Below are 14,966 nucleotides of genomic sequence, written 5' to 3' on the forward strand. Positions count from 1 at the left end.
GTCGGGCTCAGGTCCCAGGCGTCGTCCGCGTCGCGCTGCCCGGGCCGACCGGTGCAGGCGTCGCAACGCTGCCGGAGCCGGTGCCGCCGGAGTCACCCTTGACCTTGGGAATCTCGATCGGCCCGGTCGCGGGCGCGCCTGCCGTACCGGTCGGCACGGGAACTTCACCCGGCGCCAGCGGTGCGAGCGGCTTTACCGGATGGTCCTGCATCAGCTTGTAGGCATGATCGTACCAGTCGGTGCCCGGATAGTTGCGACCCAGCACTGCAGCGGCCTTCTCGGCCTCGATCGGCACGCCGAGCTGCAGATACGTTTCGGTCAGCCGCATCAGCGCCTCGGGCGTGTGCGTGGTCTGCTGGAACTTGTCGATCACGGTGCGGAACCGGCCGTTCGCTGCAAGCCACTGGCCGCGCGTCTCGTAGAACCGCCCGATCTCCATCTCCTTGCCGGCGAGATGGTCGTTGACCAGATCGATCTTCAGCCGCGCATCCGATGCATAGCGCGTGTTCGGATAGCGGCGCATCAACTCGCCGAGCGAATCGAGCGCCTGGCGCGTGATCTTCTGGTCGCGAGTCACGTCGGTGATCTGCTCGTAATAGCCGAGCGCGATCAGGTAATAGGCGTAGGGCGCGTCGCGATTACCCGGATGCACCGCGAGGAAGCGCTGCGCCGAGCTGATCGACGCGGTGTAATCCTTGGCGAGGTAATAGCTGAACGCCGACATGATCTGCGCACGACGCGCCCAGATCGAATAGGGGTGCTGGCGCTCGACCTCGTCGAACAGCTGTGCCGCCTCCTTGTAGCGCCCCTGGTCGAGCCGCGCCTTGGCGGTAGAGTACAGCGTGCCCACGTCGCGCGCGACGTAAGGAAGGTCGCCCTTGGCGGAACGACCCGCACAACCGGCCATGGGGAGCGCAAGCGCTGCAATGAGCGTGACAGCAAAGGCACGCGACATGCTCGGAAGGGACTGGGGGATACGCATCGGCGTTGTCCTTAGCGTATGCGGGGCTTCGCGAACAATCCCTTTCGCCACCCCCGTTCGGCGCCCGAAACGCGGCCCCGCGGTTGCCGACCATGGGGGCTTTCCGTGAGCCGGATCACACGGCAATAGTCGTGCGTTGCCGACCCGTCATTCCAGTCGAGGATATCCCATGCCCGCCACCCTGCTGCATACCCACCGCGTCGAGAAGCCCTGGGGTCGCGACACGCTCTGGCCCGGTTTCGAGGATGCCGCCCCCGGTACGCCGCCGATCGGCGAAGTCTGGTTCCAGGAGCCCGGCAACACCACCCCCGACCTGCTGATCAAATATCTGTTCACGAGCGAGAAGCTGTCGGTTCAGGTTCATCCCAACGACGAACAGGCGCACGCCCGCGGCCTGCCGCGCGGCAAGGACGAGTGCTGGACGGTCCTCGCCGCCGAGCCGACCTCGACGATCGCGGTCGGCACGAAGCAGCCGATCTCGAAGGACGAACTCCGGCAGTCGGCGATCGACGGCACGATCGAGGACAAGCTCGACTGGAAGCCGGTCAAGCCGGGCGACTTCATGTATTGCGCGTCGGACACGATCCACGCGATCGGCGGCGGCCTGACGGTGATCGAGGTCCAGCAGAACTCCGAGACCACCTACCGCCTCTACGATTACGGCAGCGACCGCGAACTTCACCTCAAGGACGGCATCGAAGTCGCCGACCCCACGCCCTACGTCCCCGTCGCGCCGCCGATCGAAGTCGAGACCGGCCGCACGATCATGGTCGAGGGCCCCAAGTTCGTGCTCGAGCGCTGGAAGGGCGGCGACCACGTCGTCAACCTGCCCGAAGGCACGACCGGCTGGGTGATCCCGATCACCGGCTCGGGCGATGTCGCAGGCGTCGCGTTCAAGGCCGGTGAGTGTGCGACGATGACCGGCAGCGAAACGGTCTCGACGAGTGCCGACGCAGACGTGCTGTTCGCGTATCCGCTCGCGAAGCGAATCTGAGCAACACCTTCACCTCCCGCCTCCTTGTTCTCCCGCGAAGGCGCGAGCCCAGTCTGGGTCCCCGCCTTCGCGGGGAAACATAGTGGTCGAGGGTAAACGCCACCCCAACCACCACCACCCCGGCGAAGGCCGGGGCCCAATTGGAAAGGTGACAATAACGGCGGGCTGTCCTTCGTTAGCAACGTCTCCCAATTGGGCCCCGGCCTCCGCCGGGGTGGTATCGAGGCTGATACACCCCCAAACTCACCCCGCATTAACCCGCCCCCTGTAACCCCCAGACCATGCTCCGCATCCTAACCTTCTCCACCCTGTTCCCGGATGCGACCCGCCCCAATTTCGGCGTCTTCGTCGAACGCCAGACGCTCGGCCTCGCCGCGCATCCCGACGTTTCATTGCAAGCGGTAGCACCGATAGGCCTCCCCCCGGGCCCGCTCCGCCGCCTCGGTCACTACGCGACCCTCGCCACGCTCCCGACGCACGAACGCTGGAAAGGCATCGACCTCCACCGTCCGCGCTTCACCGTCCGCCCGTTCCTCCAGGGTCGTCACCACGCCGCAGCGTTGCAGCGCGCGCTCATCCCCGTCCTCGACACGATCCGCGAAGACTTTGCGTTCGACGTCATCGACGCCTCGTTCTTCTTCCCCGACGGCCCCGCCGCGGTCGCGCTCGGCAAGCGCTACGGCGTCCCCGTCTCGATCAAGGCGCGCGGCTCCGACATCCACATCTGGGGCAACGCACCCGCCACCGCCGCACAAGTCCGCGCCGCAGGCCGCAACGCCGCGGGCATGCTCGCGGTCAGCGCCGCGATGAAGGCCGACATGGTCGCGATGGGACTGCCCGCCGACCGCATCCGCGTCCACCACACCGGCGTCGACCAGGACCGCTTCCATCACGTCGATCGTGCCGCCGCCAAGGCGGCCCTCGGCGTAGCGGGCCCGCTAGTCGTCTCGGTCGGCGCGTTGATCCCGCGCAAGGGCCACGACATCGTCATCGACGCGGTCGCCGCGCTCCCCGGCGTCACGCTCCTGATCGCCGGACAGGGCCCCGCGCGCGCGACACTGGAAGCGCAAATCGCACGACTCGGCATAGTCGACCGCGTTCGCCTGCTCGGCGCCGTGCCACACGCCGAAATCCCGAAGCTGATCGCCGCTGCCGATGTCAGCGCGCTTGCCTCCGAGTCCGAAGGCCTCGCCAACGCCTGGGTCGAATCGCTCGCCTGCGGCACGCCGGTCGTCATCACCGACGCCGGCGGCGCGCATGACGTGGTGACATCCCCCGAAGCAGGCCGCGTCACGATCGGTGACCCACTAGCGTTCGCCGCCGCGATCCGAACCCTCCTGGCCGACCCGCCCGCGCCCCAGGCGACACGCGCCACAGTCGCCAGCTTCACCTGGGAAGCCAACACCGCCGCGCTCTACGAGCATTTGGCAACGCTAGCCGCGGAACACCGAATTTAGAATCCTCCCCCGTAAGGGGGAGGTGGCACCGAAGGTGACGGAGGGGGAGGGCACGGAACGGCGGTTTCACCTTTCCTCCCCCTCCGTCTGGCAAGTGCCAGCCACCTCCACCTAGCGGGGGAGGATCAACAGTCTCAGATCACCCCTCGAGCGGGTACAACGCCGCCACGATCCAGCGACCCTCACCACGCAGAACCGCCCAAGCCCGCGCAGCAGCACGGCTGTCCATAGCCTCGATCCCGAACCCACGAGCCTCGACCGCCTTCTTGAACGCAAGCGGCGGCTGACGAAGCGCGGACCCGGTACCCAACAACAGGAATTCCGGCGGCGGATCGAGCGCCAGCAACGCCGCCACATCCACCTCGCCCAACGCCTCGAACGCCGGCGGCTCCCAGCCATCCGCACGCTCAGGACTGATCAGCAGCGCGGTATAATACCCGTCGTCGACCTTGAACCCGGCCCGACCGATCGCCGAGATCATCGGCCCATCGGTCTTCTCGCGGTCCATCCTCATTTAGCGCTCGACCTTCGGACCAACCCGCTCGGCGCCGTCCTGCACGCCGCCCTTGCGCGGTGCAGGATCGGCCCGCAGCCCCAGCGTGATCAGCAGCGACGACGACACGTAGATCGACGAATAGGTCCCGACGACGATACCCAGGATCATCGCCGCGGTGAACCCGCGCAGCACGTGGCCGCCGAGCACCAGCATCGCGACCAGCGCGAGCAGGATCGTCACCGAGGTCATCACGGTCCGCGGCAGCGTCTCGTTCACCGACAGGTCGATGATCTCGCGCATGTCCATCTTCCGATACCGACGCATGTTCTCGCGGATACGGTCGTCGATCACGATCTTGTCGTTGATCGAATACGAGATGATCGTCAGCACCGCCGCGACGATGTTCAGGTCGAACTCGAACTGCGTCAGCGCGAAGAAGCCGAGCGTCATCAACAGATCGTGGACGATCGCGACGACGGTCGAGACGCCGAACTGCCACTCGAACCGCACCACCGCGAACAGCGCGATGCCAAGGATCGCGAGGCCGACCGCGAGCAGACCCTTGCTGATCAGCTCGTCCGAGACCTTGCCCGAGATCGTATCGTATTTCGAGAAGGTCGCGCCGGGGAACTTGACCGCGAGGTCGTCCGACACCTTCTTGACGAGGCGGTTGGTCGCGCCTTCGTCGCCGGCGGGGACGGGCAGGCGGATCGACAGCGTCTTCGGATCGCTGAACGACTGGATCGAGGCTTCGCCGACGCCGAGCCGGTCGACTTCGGTACGGACCGCGTCGATCGACGGCGGGGTCGCGAACTTTTCTTCGATCAGGACGCCGCCGACGAAGTCGACGCCCATGTTGAGGCCCTTCGTCACGACCAGCCCGACCGCGAGCAGGGACAGTAGCAGGGTCAGCCCGAACGCCCATTTGCGGAGCGAGACGAACTTGAGGTTCGTGTTGTCGGGAACGAGTTTCAGCAGGCGCATTGTTGTCTCCCGCCTCAAATATTGATCGTGGTGGGGCGGTTCTTCCGCAGCCACAGCGCGACCATCATCCGCGTGAACGTGACGGCGGTGAACACCGACGTGCATATCCCGATCAGCAGCACGACCGCGAAGCCCTTCACCGGGCCCGAGCCGAGCAGCAGCATGATCACGCCGGTGATGGCGTGCGTCACGTTGGCCTCGAAGATCGTCCGGCTCGCCTCCTTGTAGCCGAGCTCGACCGACTGGACGACGCTACGCCCGCGTCGCCGCTCCTCGCGAATACGCTCGTTGATCAGCACGTTGGCGTCCACCGCGGTCCCGATCGTCAGCACGAACCCGGCGATACCGGGCAGCGTCAGCGTCGCGTTCAGCATCGCCATGACGGCGACGATCACGAGGATGTTGATGACCACCGCGAGGTTCGCATACAGGCCGAACCGGCCGTAGGTGACGAACATGAACACGATCACGAGCAGCGCGGCGACGATCGACGCCAGCACGCCGGCGCGGATCGAATCCTTGCCGAGATCGGGGCTGACGGTGCTCTCGGCGATGGTCTTCAAATTGACCGGCAGCTTGCCCGACCGCAGCGAGATCGCCAGTGCGTTCGCCGACTCGACGGTGAAGTTGCCCGAGATCGACGCACGACCGCCGAGGATCGGCTCGTTGATGTTCGGCGCGGAGATCACCGAATTGTCGAGGATGATCGCGAACGGCTTGTTGGTGTTCTCAGTCGTCACCTTGGCGAAGCGACGGCCACCCACCGCATCGAACGTGATCGCCACCTGCGGCGCGTTGGTCTGCGACTCGAACTCCTGGCGCGCATCGGCGAGCTGGTCGCCCGAAATGATCACCGATCGCTTGACCGCGATGAACGGCACGCCGCGCGGATTTCCCGGATACGGCAGCACCTGGCTGCCGACCGGGGCGATACCCTTGACCAGATCGGCCGGGTTCGCGGTCTCGTCGACCAGCTTGAACTCGAGCTTGGCGGTCTTGCCGATCAGCTCCTTCAGCGCCTGCGGGTTCTTCAGGCCAGGCACCTGCACAACGATCCGCGTCGCGCCCTGGCGAACGATCGTCGGCTCCTTGGTGCCGAGCGCGTCGATACGACGACGGACGACTTCGGTCGCGTCCTTCATCGCGGTGTCGACCGCCTGGGTCAGTCCGGCCTGGGTCGGCTTGAGCACGAACCGGCTCGTATCGACGACGTTGATGTCCCATTCGCGCTGGCCGCTCATCCCGGCGCCACCGCCGGTGATCGCCAGCAGGCGCTCACGCGCCGCATCGACCTGCGAAGGATCCCGCAGCAGGAAGGTCAGCTGGCCACCCCGCGTGGAGATGTCGCCGATCTCGATCCGTGGCGTCCCGTTGCGCATCGTCCCCGCGACGCTGTCGCGCATCGCCTCGATCCGCGTCGCGGCGAGGTCGGCGGTATCCGCCTCGAGCAGCAGATAGCTGCCGCCGGCGAGATCGAGCCCCAGGTTGATGTGCGGATGCGGGATCCGCCCCCATTGGCTCGTGGTGCTCTCGGGGAGGAAGCTCGGGATCGCCAGCAGGCACAATGCCGCAAGCAACCCGATGATCGACCCGATTTTCCAGCGCGGGAAGTCGAGCATCAGTCGTTCGCCGGCTTCGTGTTCGGGCTGGTGATGTCGGTCAGCGTCGCCTTGACGACGCGCACGCGGACATTCGGCGCGATCTCGACCTCGACGACATTATCCTCGACCTTGGTCACCTTGCCCAGGATCCCGCCCGAGGTGACGACGCTGTCGTTCTTCTTCACCGCCGCGACCGACGCCTGCAGCGCCTTCATGCGCTTTTGCTGCGGACGGATCATCAGGAAATAGAACACGACGAACACGAGGAAGAGCGGCGCGAGGCTCAGGAACGAGGCGATCCCGCCTCCCGCCGTCGTGGCGGCGCCGTCTGCGGCCTGGGCGTATGCTGGTGAGATGAACATGGAGTTCCGTATCTGTGAAGGGTGGCTCGGTTCGCGCGCCGCGCGGCCGGTCGCATTGGTCCGCCCGCTATCATCGCTTGATGTCGCGTGCAACTGACGCAGGCGCGGACGGTTCGTGTAGAGACTACGACGAAGTTGCGACGAAACCGGCACAAAACAGGAGAGATGCAATGATTCTGGTGATGGGACATATCAAGCTGGCCGCAGGCGAGGGCGCGAAGATCGCCGACACGCTGATCGCGCACATGGCCGCCTGCGCCGCGGAAGACGGCTGCGAATTCTACAATCTCGCACTCGACCTGGTCGATCCCGACCTGATCCGGATCTCCGAACGCTGGGCGAGTCCCGAGGCGATCGCCGCGCACGGCCAGGCCGAACACCAGAAGGCCTTCGGTCGCGCCCTGCGCGCGTACACCGTCGAGCAGGTCAGCGTGAAAGCGTATGACGGCAGCTTCTGGCGCACGCTCATGGGCGAATGAGGCAATCTTCGCCGGCAAGCGGCGTTGCGACTTGCATCGCACGCCGACCCTGCGTAGAGCGCGCGGCTCGGGCTGCTATGCGGCCCGTTCGGTCGGAGCGTAGCGCAGCCTGGTAGCGCACCACACTGGGGGTGTGGGGGTCGCAGGTTCGAATCCTGTCGCTCCGACCATTTTCTTACATCGATAAACGGTGAACTCGTGCAGCTCTTGTGCGAGCGCATTCCGTTACACTCGTCGTCATCCCCGCGGAGGCGGGGACCCATAAACTCGAACGTTGCCTGTCACCAGCAACGCCAGCCCGTATGGATCCCCGCCTGCGCGGGGATGACTGAACTTGGAATGGGGCCGACTCTGATGGCGGCCCCGTCCGGTGATCTTACGCCGTCTCGCTCACCGTCGCCGCATGACCGACGGCAACCGCGCTCAAGTTAACGATCCCCCGCGCGGTCACGCTCGGCACCATCATCTGCAGCGGCTTAGCAAGCCCCAGCAGCATCGGGCCCAACGGCAACGACTCGGTCGACGCCGACAACAGCGACACCGCGATGTTCGCCGCATCGATGTTCGGCATCACCAGCAAATTCGCCGACCCGGTCAAAGGACTGTCCGCGACCAACCGCCGCCGCAGCGCCTCCGACAGCGCCGCATCGCCGTGCATCTCGCCGTCGAACTCGAACTCCGGCGCGAACTCCTTCAGCAACGCATGCCCCGCGCGCATCTTCTGCGCGGAGGGCGACCGCGACGCACCGAAGCTCGAATGCGACAGCAACGCCGCCTTCGGCTCGATCGCGAACGCGCGCACCGCCTCGGCCGCTAGCAGCGTCATCTCGGCGATCTGCTCGGCGGTCGGATCGACCGTCACATGCGTATCGCAGAAGAAAAGACTGCCGGTCCGCAGGATCACCGCCGACATCGCATACAGCCGCGAGACGCCCGGCATCCGCGGAATCAGCGGCATGACATAGGTCATCTGCGTCCACCAGTCGCCGATCCCGCCGCACAAGGCCGCGTCGACGCGACCCTCGCGCAGCAGCATCGCCGCCGCCACGCTAGGCCGAGTCCGCAGCGCCCGCTCGGCACTGTCGGGCGGCGATCCGCGACGGCCGACCAACGCGTTATACCCTGCGAGCAACGGATCGAACACTTCGCGGTCGGTACCCGGATCGAGCACCTCGACGTCGGTGCCGATCGCCATCCGCAACCCGCTCGACTGGATCTTCTCGGCGATCACCTCGCGCCGCCCGATCAGCACCGGCCGCCCGATACCCTCGTCGATCACCGTCTGCACCGCGCGCAGCGTGCGGTCGTCCTCGCCCTCGCCATAGGCGATCGAGCGCCCCGCCTGCTTGGCGCGCGCGAAGATCGGCCGCATCAGCTGGCCCGAGCGGTACACGAACACTTCGAGATCGCGCAGATACGCATCGAAATCCTCGATCGGCCGCGTCGCCACGCCCGACTCCATCGCCGCCTTCGCCACCGCCGGCGCGACGTGCAGGATCAGCCGCGGATCGAACGGCTTCGGGATGATGTAGGTCGGCCCGAACACCGGCGTCGCACCGCCGTAAGCGGTGACGACCACATCGGAAGCCGTCGCACGCGCCAGGGCCGCGATCGCATCGACCGCCGCGACCTTCATCGCCTCGTTGATCTCGGTCGCACCGACGTCGAGCGCACCGCGGAAGATGAACGGGAAGCACAGCACGTTGTTGACCTGGTTCGGAAAATCCGAGCGGCCGGTGGCGATGATCGCATCGGGCCGGGTCGCATGCACCAGCGCCGGCTGGATCTCCGGCTCGGGGTTCGCCAGCGCCAGGATCAACGGATCGGGTGCGAGCAGATGCAGCCATTCCTGCTTCAGCACGCGCGGCGCCGACAGGCCGAGGAAGATGTCCGCCCCCTCCAGCACGTCCGGCAGCGTCCGCGCATTCGTGGTGCGCGCGTACCGCGCCATGTTCGGCGGCATCACGTCGCCGCGATCCTTGTGCACGACGCCGGCGATATCGGTCAGCGTGACGTTCTCGGGGTTGAGCCCCATCGACACGAGCAGATCCACCGTCGCGAGCGCCGCCGCGCCTGCGCCCGACGTCACCAGCTTCATCTGGTCGAGCCGCTTGCCGCGCAGTTCGAGCACGTTGCGGACCGCGGCGGCACACACGATCGCGGTGCCGTGCTGGTCGTCATGGAACACCGGGATGTTCATCAGTTCGCGCAGCTTCGTCTCGATCTCGAAGCATTCGGGCGCCTTGATATCCTCGAGATTGATCCCGCCGAACGTCGGCTCGAGCACGCGGACCGCTTCGATGAACGCCTGCGGATCAAGCTGGTCGATCTCGATGTCGAAACAGTCGATCCCGGCGAATTTCTTGAAGAGCACCGCCTTGCCCTCCATCACCGGCTTCGACGCAAGTGCACCGATCGCACCGAGCCCAAGCACCGCGGTGCCGTTGGTGATCACGGCAACCAGATTGCCCCGCGCGGTATAGTCGCGCGCCTTGTCCGGATCGGCGGCGATTTCCTCGCACGCAGCGGCGACGCCCGGCGAGTAGGCGAGCGCGAGATCGCGCTGCGTCGCCATCCGCTTGGTCGCCTCGACCGAGAGCTTACCGGGCTTGGGATAGCGATGATAATCGAGCGCGGCTTTGCGGAAATCGTCTTCCATGGTCTTCCTAACCTGTCGGCCGCGGCGGCGACCGGGTGGGCGCGGGCAAGGCCCGCGGCGAATGTTCAAGGGAGCGCATAGCCTTAGGCACACCAATCCGCCAACCCCGCGCGGACGTAGCGTCGGTTTGGGTACGGGGCGGCGGGGCGACCGCGACCCGGCGCCCCACACCACAGCACCATCCCAGCAAAGCACCACCCCGGCGAAGGCCGGGGCCCAATTGGAACGTCGGACATAACGAAGCGCCGTCCTCCGTTACAACCGTCGCCCAATTGGACCCCGGCCTCCGCCGGGGCGGTGCAGAGGATGAAAGCACTTCTCCTCCCCTCCCTGGAAGGGAGGGGCCGGGGGTGGGTCGGCTTCCGCATACAAACCCGTCGGAACCCAAGCAGGCCAACCCACCCCCAACCCCTCCCTTCCAGGAGGGGAGCAAGAAAGACCGGAAGCCAGCACAACCGACTGAGAATCCCCTGTCCTACAGCGAACCAATATGGTTCGCTCCCGCCAACAAAACCGGGAGCCAGCCATGCCCATCGACCACCTCATCGACGCCGTCATCGACCGCGAAGGCGGCTACTCGAACCACCCCGCAGACCGAGGCGGCCCCACCCGCTACGGCATCACGGAAAGCGTAGCCCGCACCAACGGCTACCCCGGAGACATGCGCAATTTCCCCCGCGACCAGGCGGAAACGATCTACCACCGCCTCTACTGGACCCGCCCGGCCTTCGACCAGATCGCCACCCGCGCCCCCAAGATCGCCGAAGAACTCTTCGACACCGGCGTCAACATGGGCCCCGCGGTCGCCGCCACCTTCCTCCAACGCGCGCTCAACGCGCTCAACCGAGGCGCCACCGACTACCCCGACATGACCCTCGACGGCCGCATCGGCCCCGCGACCCTCACCGCGCTCGAAGCCTTCCTCGCCCGCCGCAAACCCGGCGGCGAAACCGTGCTCCTGAAAGCGATCGAGGCCCTGCAAGGCGAACGCTACGTCGCGCTAGCTGAGACCCGTCCCGCCAACGAAGCCTTCCTCTACGGCTGGCTCGCGAACCGCGTCTGAGCCCCCTGCGAAAACGCTCCCAGCGTGTGAACTTTGTGTACTTCCAGATTCCCGGAGACAGCCAATGACCCCGCAACCCCTTGATCCAGCACCAGACCCCTGGATCACCCGAGCCCGGCCGACCTTCCTCTACGTGATGTACACATTTCTCCTCGGCGCGATCCCCGCAGGCCTGATCGCCGCCGTCCGCCCGAACATGGCGCAGGCGATCGCCGCCGGTATGTCCGCGTACTTGAACGCGATCCCCGAACCGCTGTACGCGCTCTTCGGCACCGGCTATCTCGGCTACACGGTGGCGCGGGAATGGGGGAAGGGCCGATGATGTGCACCCCTTGCCGCCACTCCCCCTCCTTACGGCGCGCGCCTTACCGCCCCCCAACCGTTCGTGCCGAGTAGCGACCGAGTAGCCCCCTTGGGCGTATCGAGGGCGCGTATCGAGGTACAGGTGACACGCGCAACCTCAATCCCTCGATACGCGCTCTCGACAAGCTCGATCGCTACTCGGGACGAACGGAAGTGGGATGGACGACACGAACGGGATGTCCGCCGACACGAACGGCGCGCGTTCGGGCAGGGGCGTTGCACCCCCAAAACCAAACCCTACATCGCTGCCATGAGCAACGACCCCCACGCCATGCCGACATGGCACGGCACCACGATCCTCTCGGTCCGCCGCGGCGGCAAGGTCGTCGTGATCGGCGACGGCCAGGTCTCGATGGGCCAGACCGTCATGAAACCCAACGCGCGTAAAGTTCGCCGCCTAGGTGACGGCAGCGTCATCGGCGGATTCGCCGGCGCGACCGCCGACGCGTTCACCTTGTTCGAACGCCTCGAACGCAAACTCGAAGCGCACCAGGGCCAGCTCCTCCGCGCCGCGGTCGAGCTTGCCAAGGACTGGCGCACCGACAAGTTCCTCCGCAACCTCGAAGCGATGATGATCGTCGCCGACAAGGACGTGACGCTGATCCTCACCGGCAACGGCGATGTCCTCGAACCCGAAAACGGCGTCGCCGCGATCGGCTCCGGCGGCAACTACGCGCTCGCCGCCGCCCGAGCGCTGGTAGAATACGAGACCGACGCCGAAGTGTTGTGCCGCAAGGCGATGCACATCGCGTCCGAACTCTGCGTCTACACCAACGACCGCCTCACCGTCGAAACGATGGACAGCACGACGTAATTCCTTCTCCCCCTCCCGCAAGCGGGAGGGGGCAGGGGGTGGGCGCCCGCTCACCTCCAGCGCCAACCTTCGAGGGAAGCGCGAGCCCACCCCCAACCCCTCCCGCAAGCGGGCGGGGAGCGAGATCAGAATGAACGACCAACTCACCCCGAAGGCCATCGTCGCCGCGCTCGACGCCCACATCATCGGTCAGGCCGCCGCGAAACGCGCGGTCGCCGTCGCGATGCGCAACCGCTGGCGCCGTCAGCAGCTCAGCGAAGACCTCCGCGACGAGGTCACCCCCAAGAACATCCTGATGATCGGACCGACCGGCTGCGGCAAGACCGAGATCAGCCGCCGTCTGGCCAAGCTCGCCGACGCGCCGTTCGTGAAGGTCGAGGCGACCAAGTTCACCGAAGTCGGCTATGTCGGTCGCGACGTCGAACAGATCGCCCGTGATCTCGTCGAGGAAGCCATCCGCCTCGAAAAGGAACGGCGTCGCGTCGCCGTCAAGGACAAGGCGGAAGAGGCTGCGATGTCGCGCCTGCTCGACGCGCTCACCGGCAAGAACGCGAGTGAAGCGACGCGCGAGAGCTTCAAGCAGCGCTTCCTCGACGGCCATCTCAATAACGCCGAAGTCGAGATCGAGGTCGAGCAGGCGCCGACCACGCCGTTCGAAATCCCCGGCGGCGCGCCGCAGATGATCAACTTTGGCGAGATGATGAAGTCGTTCGGCGGCGGCCAGCAGCTGAAGCGGCGGAAACTCACCGTCCACGCGGCGTGGGACAAGCTCGTCGAGGAAGAGGCCGACAAGCGTCTCGACCAGGATGAGGTCAGCCGCGCGGCCTTGGCCGACGCGGAGGCCAACGGCATCGTCTTCCTCGACGAGATCGACAAGATCGCGGTCTCCGATGGCCGCGGCGGTTCGATCAGCCGCGAAGGCGTCCAGCGCGACCTGCTGCCCCTGATCGAGGGCACGACCGTCGCGACCAAATACGGCCCGATGAAGACCGACCACATCCTTTTCATCGCATCGGGCGCGTTCCACGTCGCCAAGCCGAGCGACCTGCTCCCCGAACTCCAGGGCCGCCTGCCGATCCGCGTCGAGTTGAAGGGCCTCACCGAAGCCGATTTCGTCGCGATCCTGTCGGACACCAAGGCGTCGCTACCGCTGCAATACAAGGCACTGATCGCCACCGAAGGCGTCGGCATCGAATTCACCGAAGACGGCATCGCCGCGATCGCGCGCATCGCCGCCGAGGTGAATTCGGAGATCGAGAACATCGGTGCACGGCGCTTGCAGACGGTGATGGAAAAGCTGCTCGAGGAGGTAAGCTACAACGCCGAAGACCGCGGCGGCTCGAACCTCGTCATCGACGGCGCGTACGTCGACAGCCAGCTGAAGGAAATCGCGCGCAACACCGACCTGAGCCGCTTCGTGCTCTGATCATAGGGCGGGGGGCCACCACCCCCCGTTCGTGCTGAGCGAAGTCGAAGCACCTGAGTCTCATGCCCTTCGACTTCGCTCAGGGCGAACGGAGTGGAGGTGTTTAGGAGAAACCATGGACGTAGCCGAAGCCATAGCCGCTCGCCGATCCGTCCGCGGCTTCCTCGAAACCCCGGTCGATCCCGAACTCCTCCGCGACCTCGCGATAAAAGCGTCCCGAGCCGCAACCGGCGGCAACCTCCAACCCTGGCACATCGCCATCGTCCAAGGCGAACCTCTGGTCCGACTCAAAGCGACGATGGCGCAAAAGATCACCACCGGCGCAACCGAAACCCCCGCCTACGACGTCTACCCTCGCGACCTCGCCGCCCCCTACCGAGACCGCCGCTACGCCGTCGGCGAAGCGATGTACGCCCACCTCGGCATCCCCCGCGACGACAAGCCCGCCCGCCGGGAGTGGTTCGCCCGCAACTTCCAGTTCTTCGGCGCCCCCGCCGCGTATTTCTGCACAGTCGATCGCTGCATGGGCCCGCCGCAATGGTCGGACCTCGGCATGTACCTGCAAAACCTGATGCTGCTCGCGGTAGACGCCGGCCTCGCCACCTGCCCGCAGGAATGCTGGGCGATGTATCCGGAAACGGTCGGGCGGGTCTTGGACATGCCCGAAGACCGCATGCTCTTTTGCGGCATGGCGATCGGGTATGAGGACAAGACGGCGCCGGCCAATGCGCTACGTACCGAGCGCGCAGACGAAGCGGAATGGCTGAGGACGATCGGCTGATTTAGGCCATCCACGCTAACCAAAAAACCACCCCGGCGAAGGCCGGGGCCCATTGGGTGACGGTGGCAACAGAGCGAAGCGCCTCGTCACGTCGGCCTTGCCAATTGGGCCCCGGCCTCCGCCGGGGTGGTGGCGTATGCGGCAATGTTCACCCGCGAAGGCGGGTGCCCAGACTGGGTCCCCGCCTTCGCGGGGAAACAAAAATTACAGGATCACCGTCTGAGGCTTGGCACCCTTGATCCCCGCGAGGATCATCGCTTCCCAGACCGCAGGATCGCCCGCCGCCGCCATCGCCTTGTCCGGCTCGCGCAACGTCTTCAGCACCGCCAGCGCATCCGGCAGATAGTCCGCCCACGCATCGTCGATCAGCCGCGACGCCGACTCGGCATCGCCGCCGGCATTCGCGCTGATCCGCTGTCCCGCCAGCACGCGCGCGACGCGTTCGGCGACAGGTGTAGTGGAAACGTCCATGAGCATTCTCCTCGCGGGACCGGTCTATACCAAA

Annotated in this window: 15 protein-coding genes and 1 tRNA gene; 9 read left to right on the plus strand and 7 right to left on the minus strand. The window is 66.2% G+C overall.

What is annotated here, in order from left to right:
• Positions 1-7: 7 nt before the first annotated feature.
• Positions 8-982 carry an outer membrane protein assembly factor BamD gene (locus O6X71_RS08155; protein ID WP_353465394.1) on the minus strand — a complete coding sequence of 325 codons (975 nt, stop codon included), beginning with the start codon at positions 980-982 and terminating at the stop codon, positions 8-10.
• 169 nt (positions 983-1,151) lie between these two features.
• Here O6X71_RS08155 and O6X71_RS08160 point away from each other — a divergent pair, with 169 nt between their 5' ends.
• Together O6X71_RS08160 and O6X71_RS08165 are read left to right on the plus strand one after the other, a co-directional pair.
• Complete coding sequence (locus O6X71_RS08160; protein ID WP_056066728.1) at positions 1,152-1,976, plus strand: class I mannose-6-phosphate isomerase; 825 nt, start codon at positions 1,152-1,154, stop codon at positions 1,974-1,976.
• A 281-nt stretch (positions 1,977-2,257) separates the two neighbouring features.
• Entirely contained in the window at positions 2,258-3,433 is a 1,176-nt protein-coding gene (locus O6X71_RS08165) for a glycosyltransferase (protein WP_353465396.1), read from the plus strand.
• Positions 3,434-3,572: 139 nt separating this feature from the next.
• On the opposite strand, the gene O6X71_RS08170 is transcribed toward O6X71_RS08165, so the two are convergent.
• The 4 genes from O6X71_RS08170 to yajC are packed head-to-tail and all read right to left on the minus strand — an operon-like array spanning position 3,573 to position 6,876.
• Complete coding sequence (locus O6X71_RS08170; protein WP_353465397.1) at positions 3,573-3,947, minus strand: Mth938-like domain-containing protein; 375 nt, start codon at positions 3,945-3,947, stop codon at positions 3,573-3,575.
• Positions 3,948-4,913 (minus strand): protein translocase subunit SecF, encoded by a 966-nt coding sequence (secF, locus tag O6X71_RS08175; protein WP_056489900.1) that lies wholly within the window; start codon positions 4,911-4,913, stop codon positions 3,948-3,950.
• Between the two features lie 14 nt (positions 4,914-4,927).
• Entirely contained in the window at positions 4,928-6,532 is a 1,605-nt protein-coding gene (gene secD, locus O6X71_RS08180; RefSeq protein ID WP_353465398.1) for a protein translocase subunit SecD, read from the minus strand.
• Positions 6,532-6,876, minus strand: a complete 345-nt coding sequence (yajC, locus tag O6X71_RS08185) for a preprotein translocase subunit YajC (RefSeq protein ID WP_056066746.1) — start codon at positions 6,874-6,876, stop codon at positions 6,532-6,534. Before yajC ends, secD begins: the two co-directional genes overlap by 1 nt.
• Positions 6,877-7,046: 170 nt before the next feature.
• Here yajC and O6X71_RS08190 point away from each other — a divergent pair, with 170 nt between their 5' ends.
• Both O6X71_RS08190 and O6X71_RS08195 read left to right on the plus strand, forming a co-directional pair.
• Positions 7,047-7,355, plus strand: a complete 309-nt coding sequence (locus O6X71_RS08190; RefSeq protein ID WP_353465399.1) for a putative quinol monooxygenase — start codon at positions 7,047-7,049, stop codon at positions 7,353-7,355.
• A gap of 93 nt (positions 7,356-7,448) precedes the next feature.
• Positions 7,449-7,525: transfer RNA gene (locus O6X71_RS08195), tRNA-Pro, on the plus strand.
• A gap of 206 nt (positions 7,526-7,731) precedes the next feature.
• Here O6X71_RS08195 and O6X71_RS08200 read toward each other — a convergent pair.
• Entirely contained in the window at positions 7,732-10,014 is a 2,283-nt protein-coding gene (locus tag O6X71_RS08200) for an NADP-dependent malic enzyme (RefSeq protein WP_353465400.1), read from the minus strand.
• A gap of 526 nt (positions 10,015-10,540) precedes the next feature.
• Here O6X71_RS08200 and O6X71_RS08205 point away from each other — a divergent pair.
• The 5 genes from O6X71_RS08205 to O6X71_RS08225 all read left to right on the plus strand — a co-directional run bounded on the left by O6X71_RS08205 (position 10,541) and on the right by O6X71_RS08225 (position 14,461).
• Complete coding sequence (locus O6X71_RS08205; RefSeq protein WP_353465401.1) at positions 10,541-11,077, plus strand: glycoside hydrolase family 108 protein; 537 nt, start codon at positions 10,541-10,543, stop codon at positions 11,075-11,077.
• Complete coding sequence (locus O6X71_RS20960; protein ID WP_435368468.1) at positions 11,019-11,399, plus strand: 3TM-type holin; 381 nt, start codon at positions 11,019-11,021, stop codon at positions 11,397-11,399. Before O6X71_RS08205 ends, O6X71_RS20960 begins: the two co-directional genes overlap by 59 nt.
• Positions 11,400-11,711: 312 nt before the next feature.
• Positions 11,712-12,254, plus strand: coding sequence for an ATP-dependent protease subunit HslV (gene hslV / locus O6X71_RS08215; RefSeq protein WP_056053053.1), 543 nt, complete (start codon positions 11,712-11,714; stop codon positions 12,252-12,254).
• A gap of 130 nt (positions 12,255-12,384) precedes the next feature.
• Complete coding sequence (gene hslU / locus O6X71_RS08220; RefSeq protein ID WP_353465402.1) at positions 12,385-13,680, plus strand: ATP-dependent protease ATPase subunit HslU; 1,296 nt, start codon at positions 12,385-12,387, stop codon at positions 13,678-13,680.
• Between the two features lie 115 nt (positions 13,681-13,795).
• Positions 13,796-14,461, plus strand: coding sequence for a nitroreductase (locus O6X71_RS08225; RefSeq protein ID WP_353465403.1), 666 nt, complete (start codon positions 13,796-13,798; stop codon positions 14,459-14,461).
• 204 nt (positions 14,462-14,665) lie between these two features.
• Here O6X71_RS08225 and O6X71_RS08230 read toward each other — a convergent pair whose 3' ends face one another.
• A complete protein-coding gene (locus O6X71_RS08230) occupies positions 14,666-14,932 on the minus strand; it encodes a hypothetical protein (RefSeq protein ID WP_093399082.1) in 267 nt (88 codons plus the stop codon).
• Between the last annotated feature and the right edge of the window lie 34 nt (positions 14,933-14,966).

This window comes from Sphingomonas faeni (assembly GCF_040407505.1).
Lineage (GTDB): Bacteria > Pseudomonadota > Alphaproteobacteria > Sphingomonadales > Sphingomonadaceae > Sphingomonas > Sphingomonas faeni_E.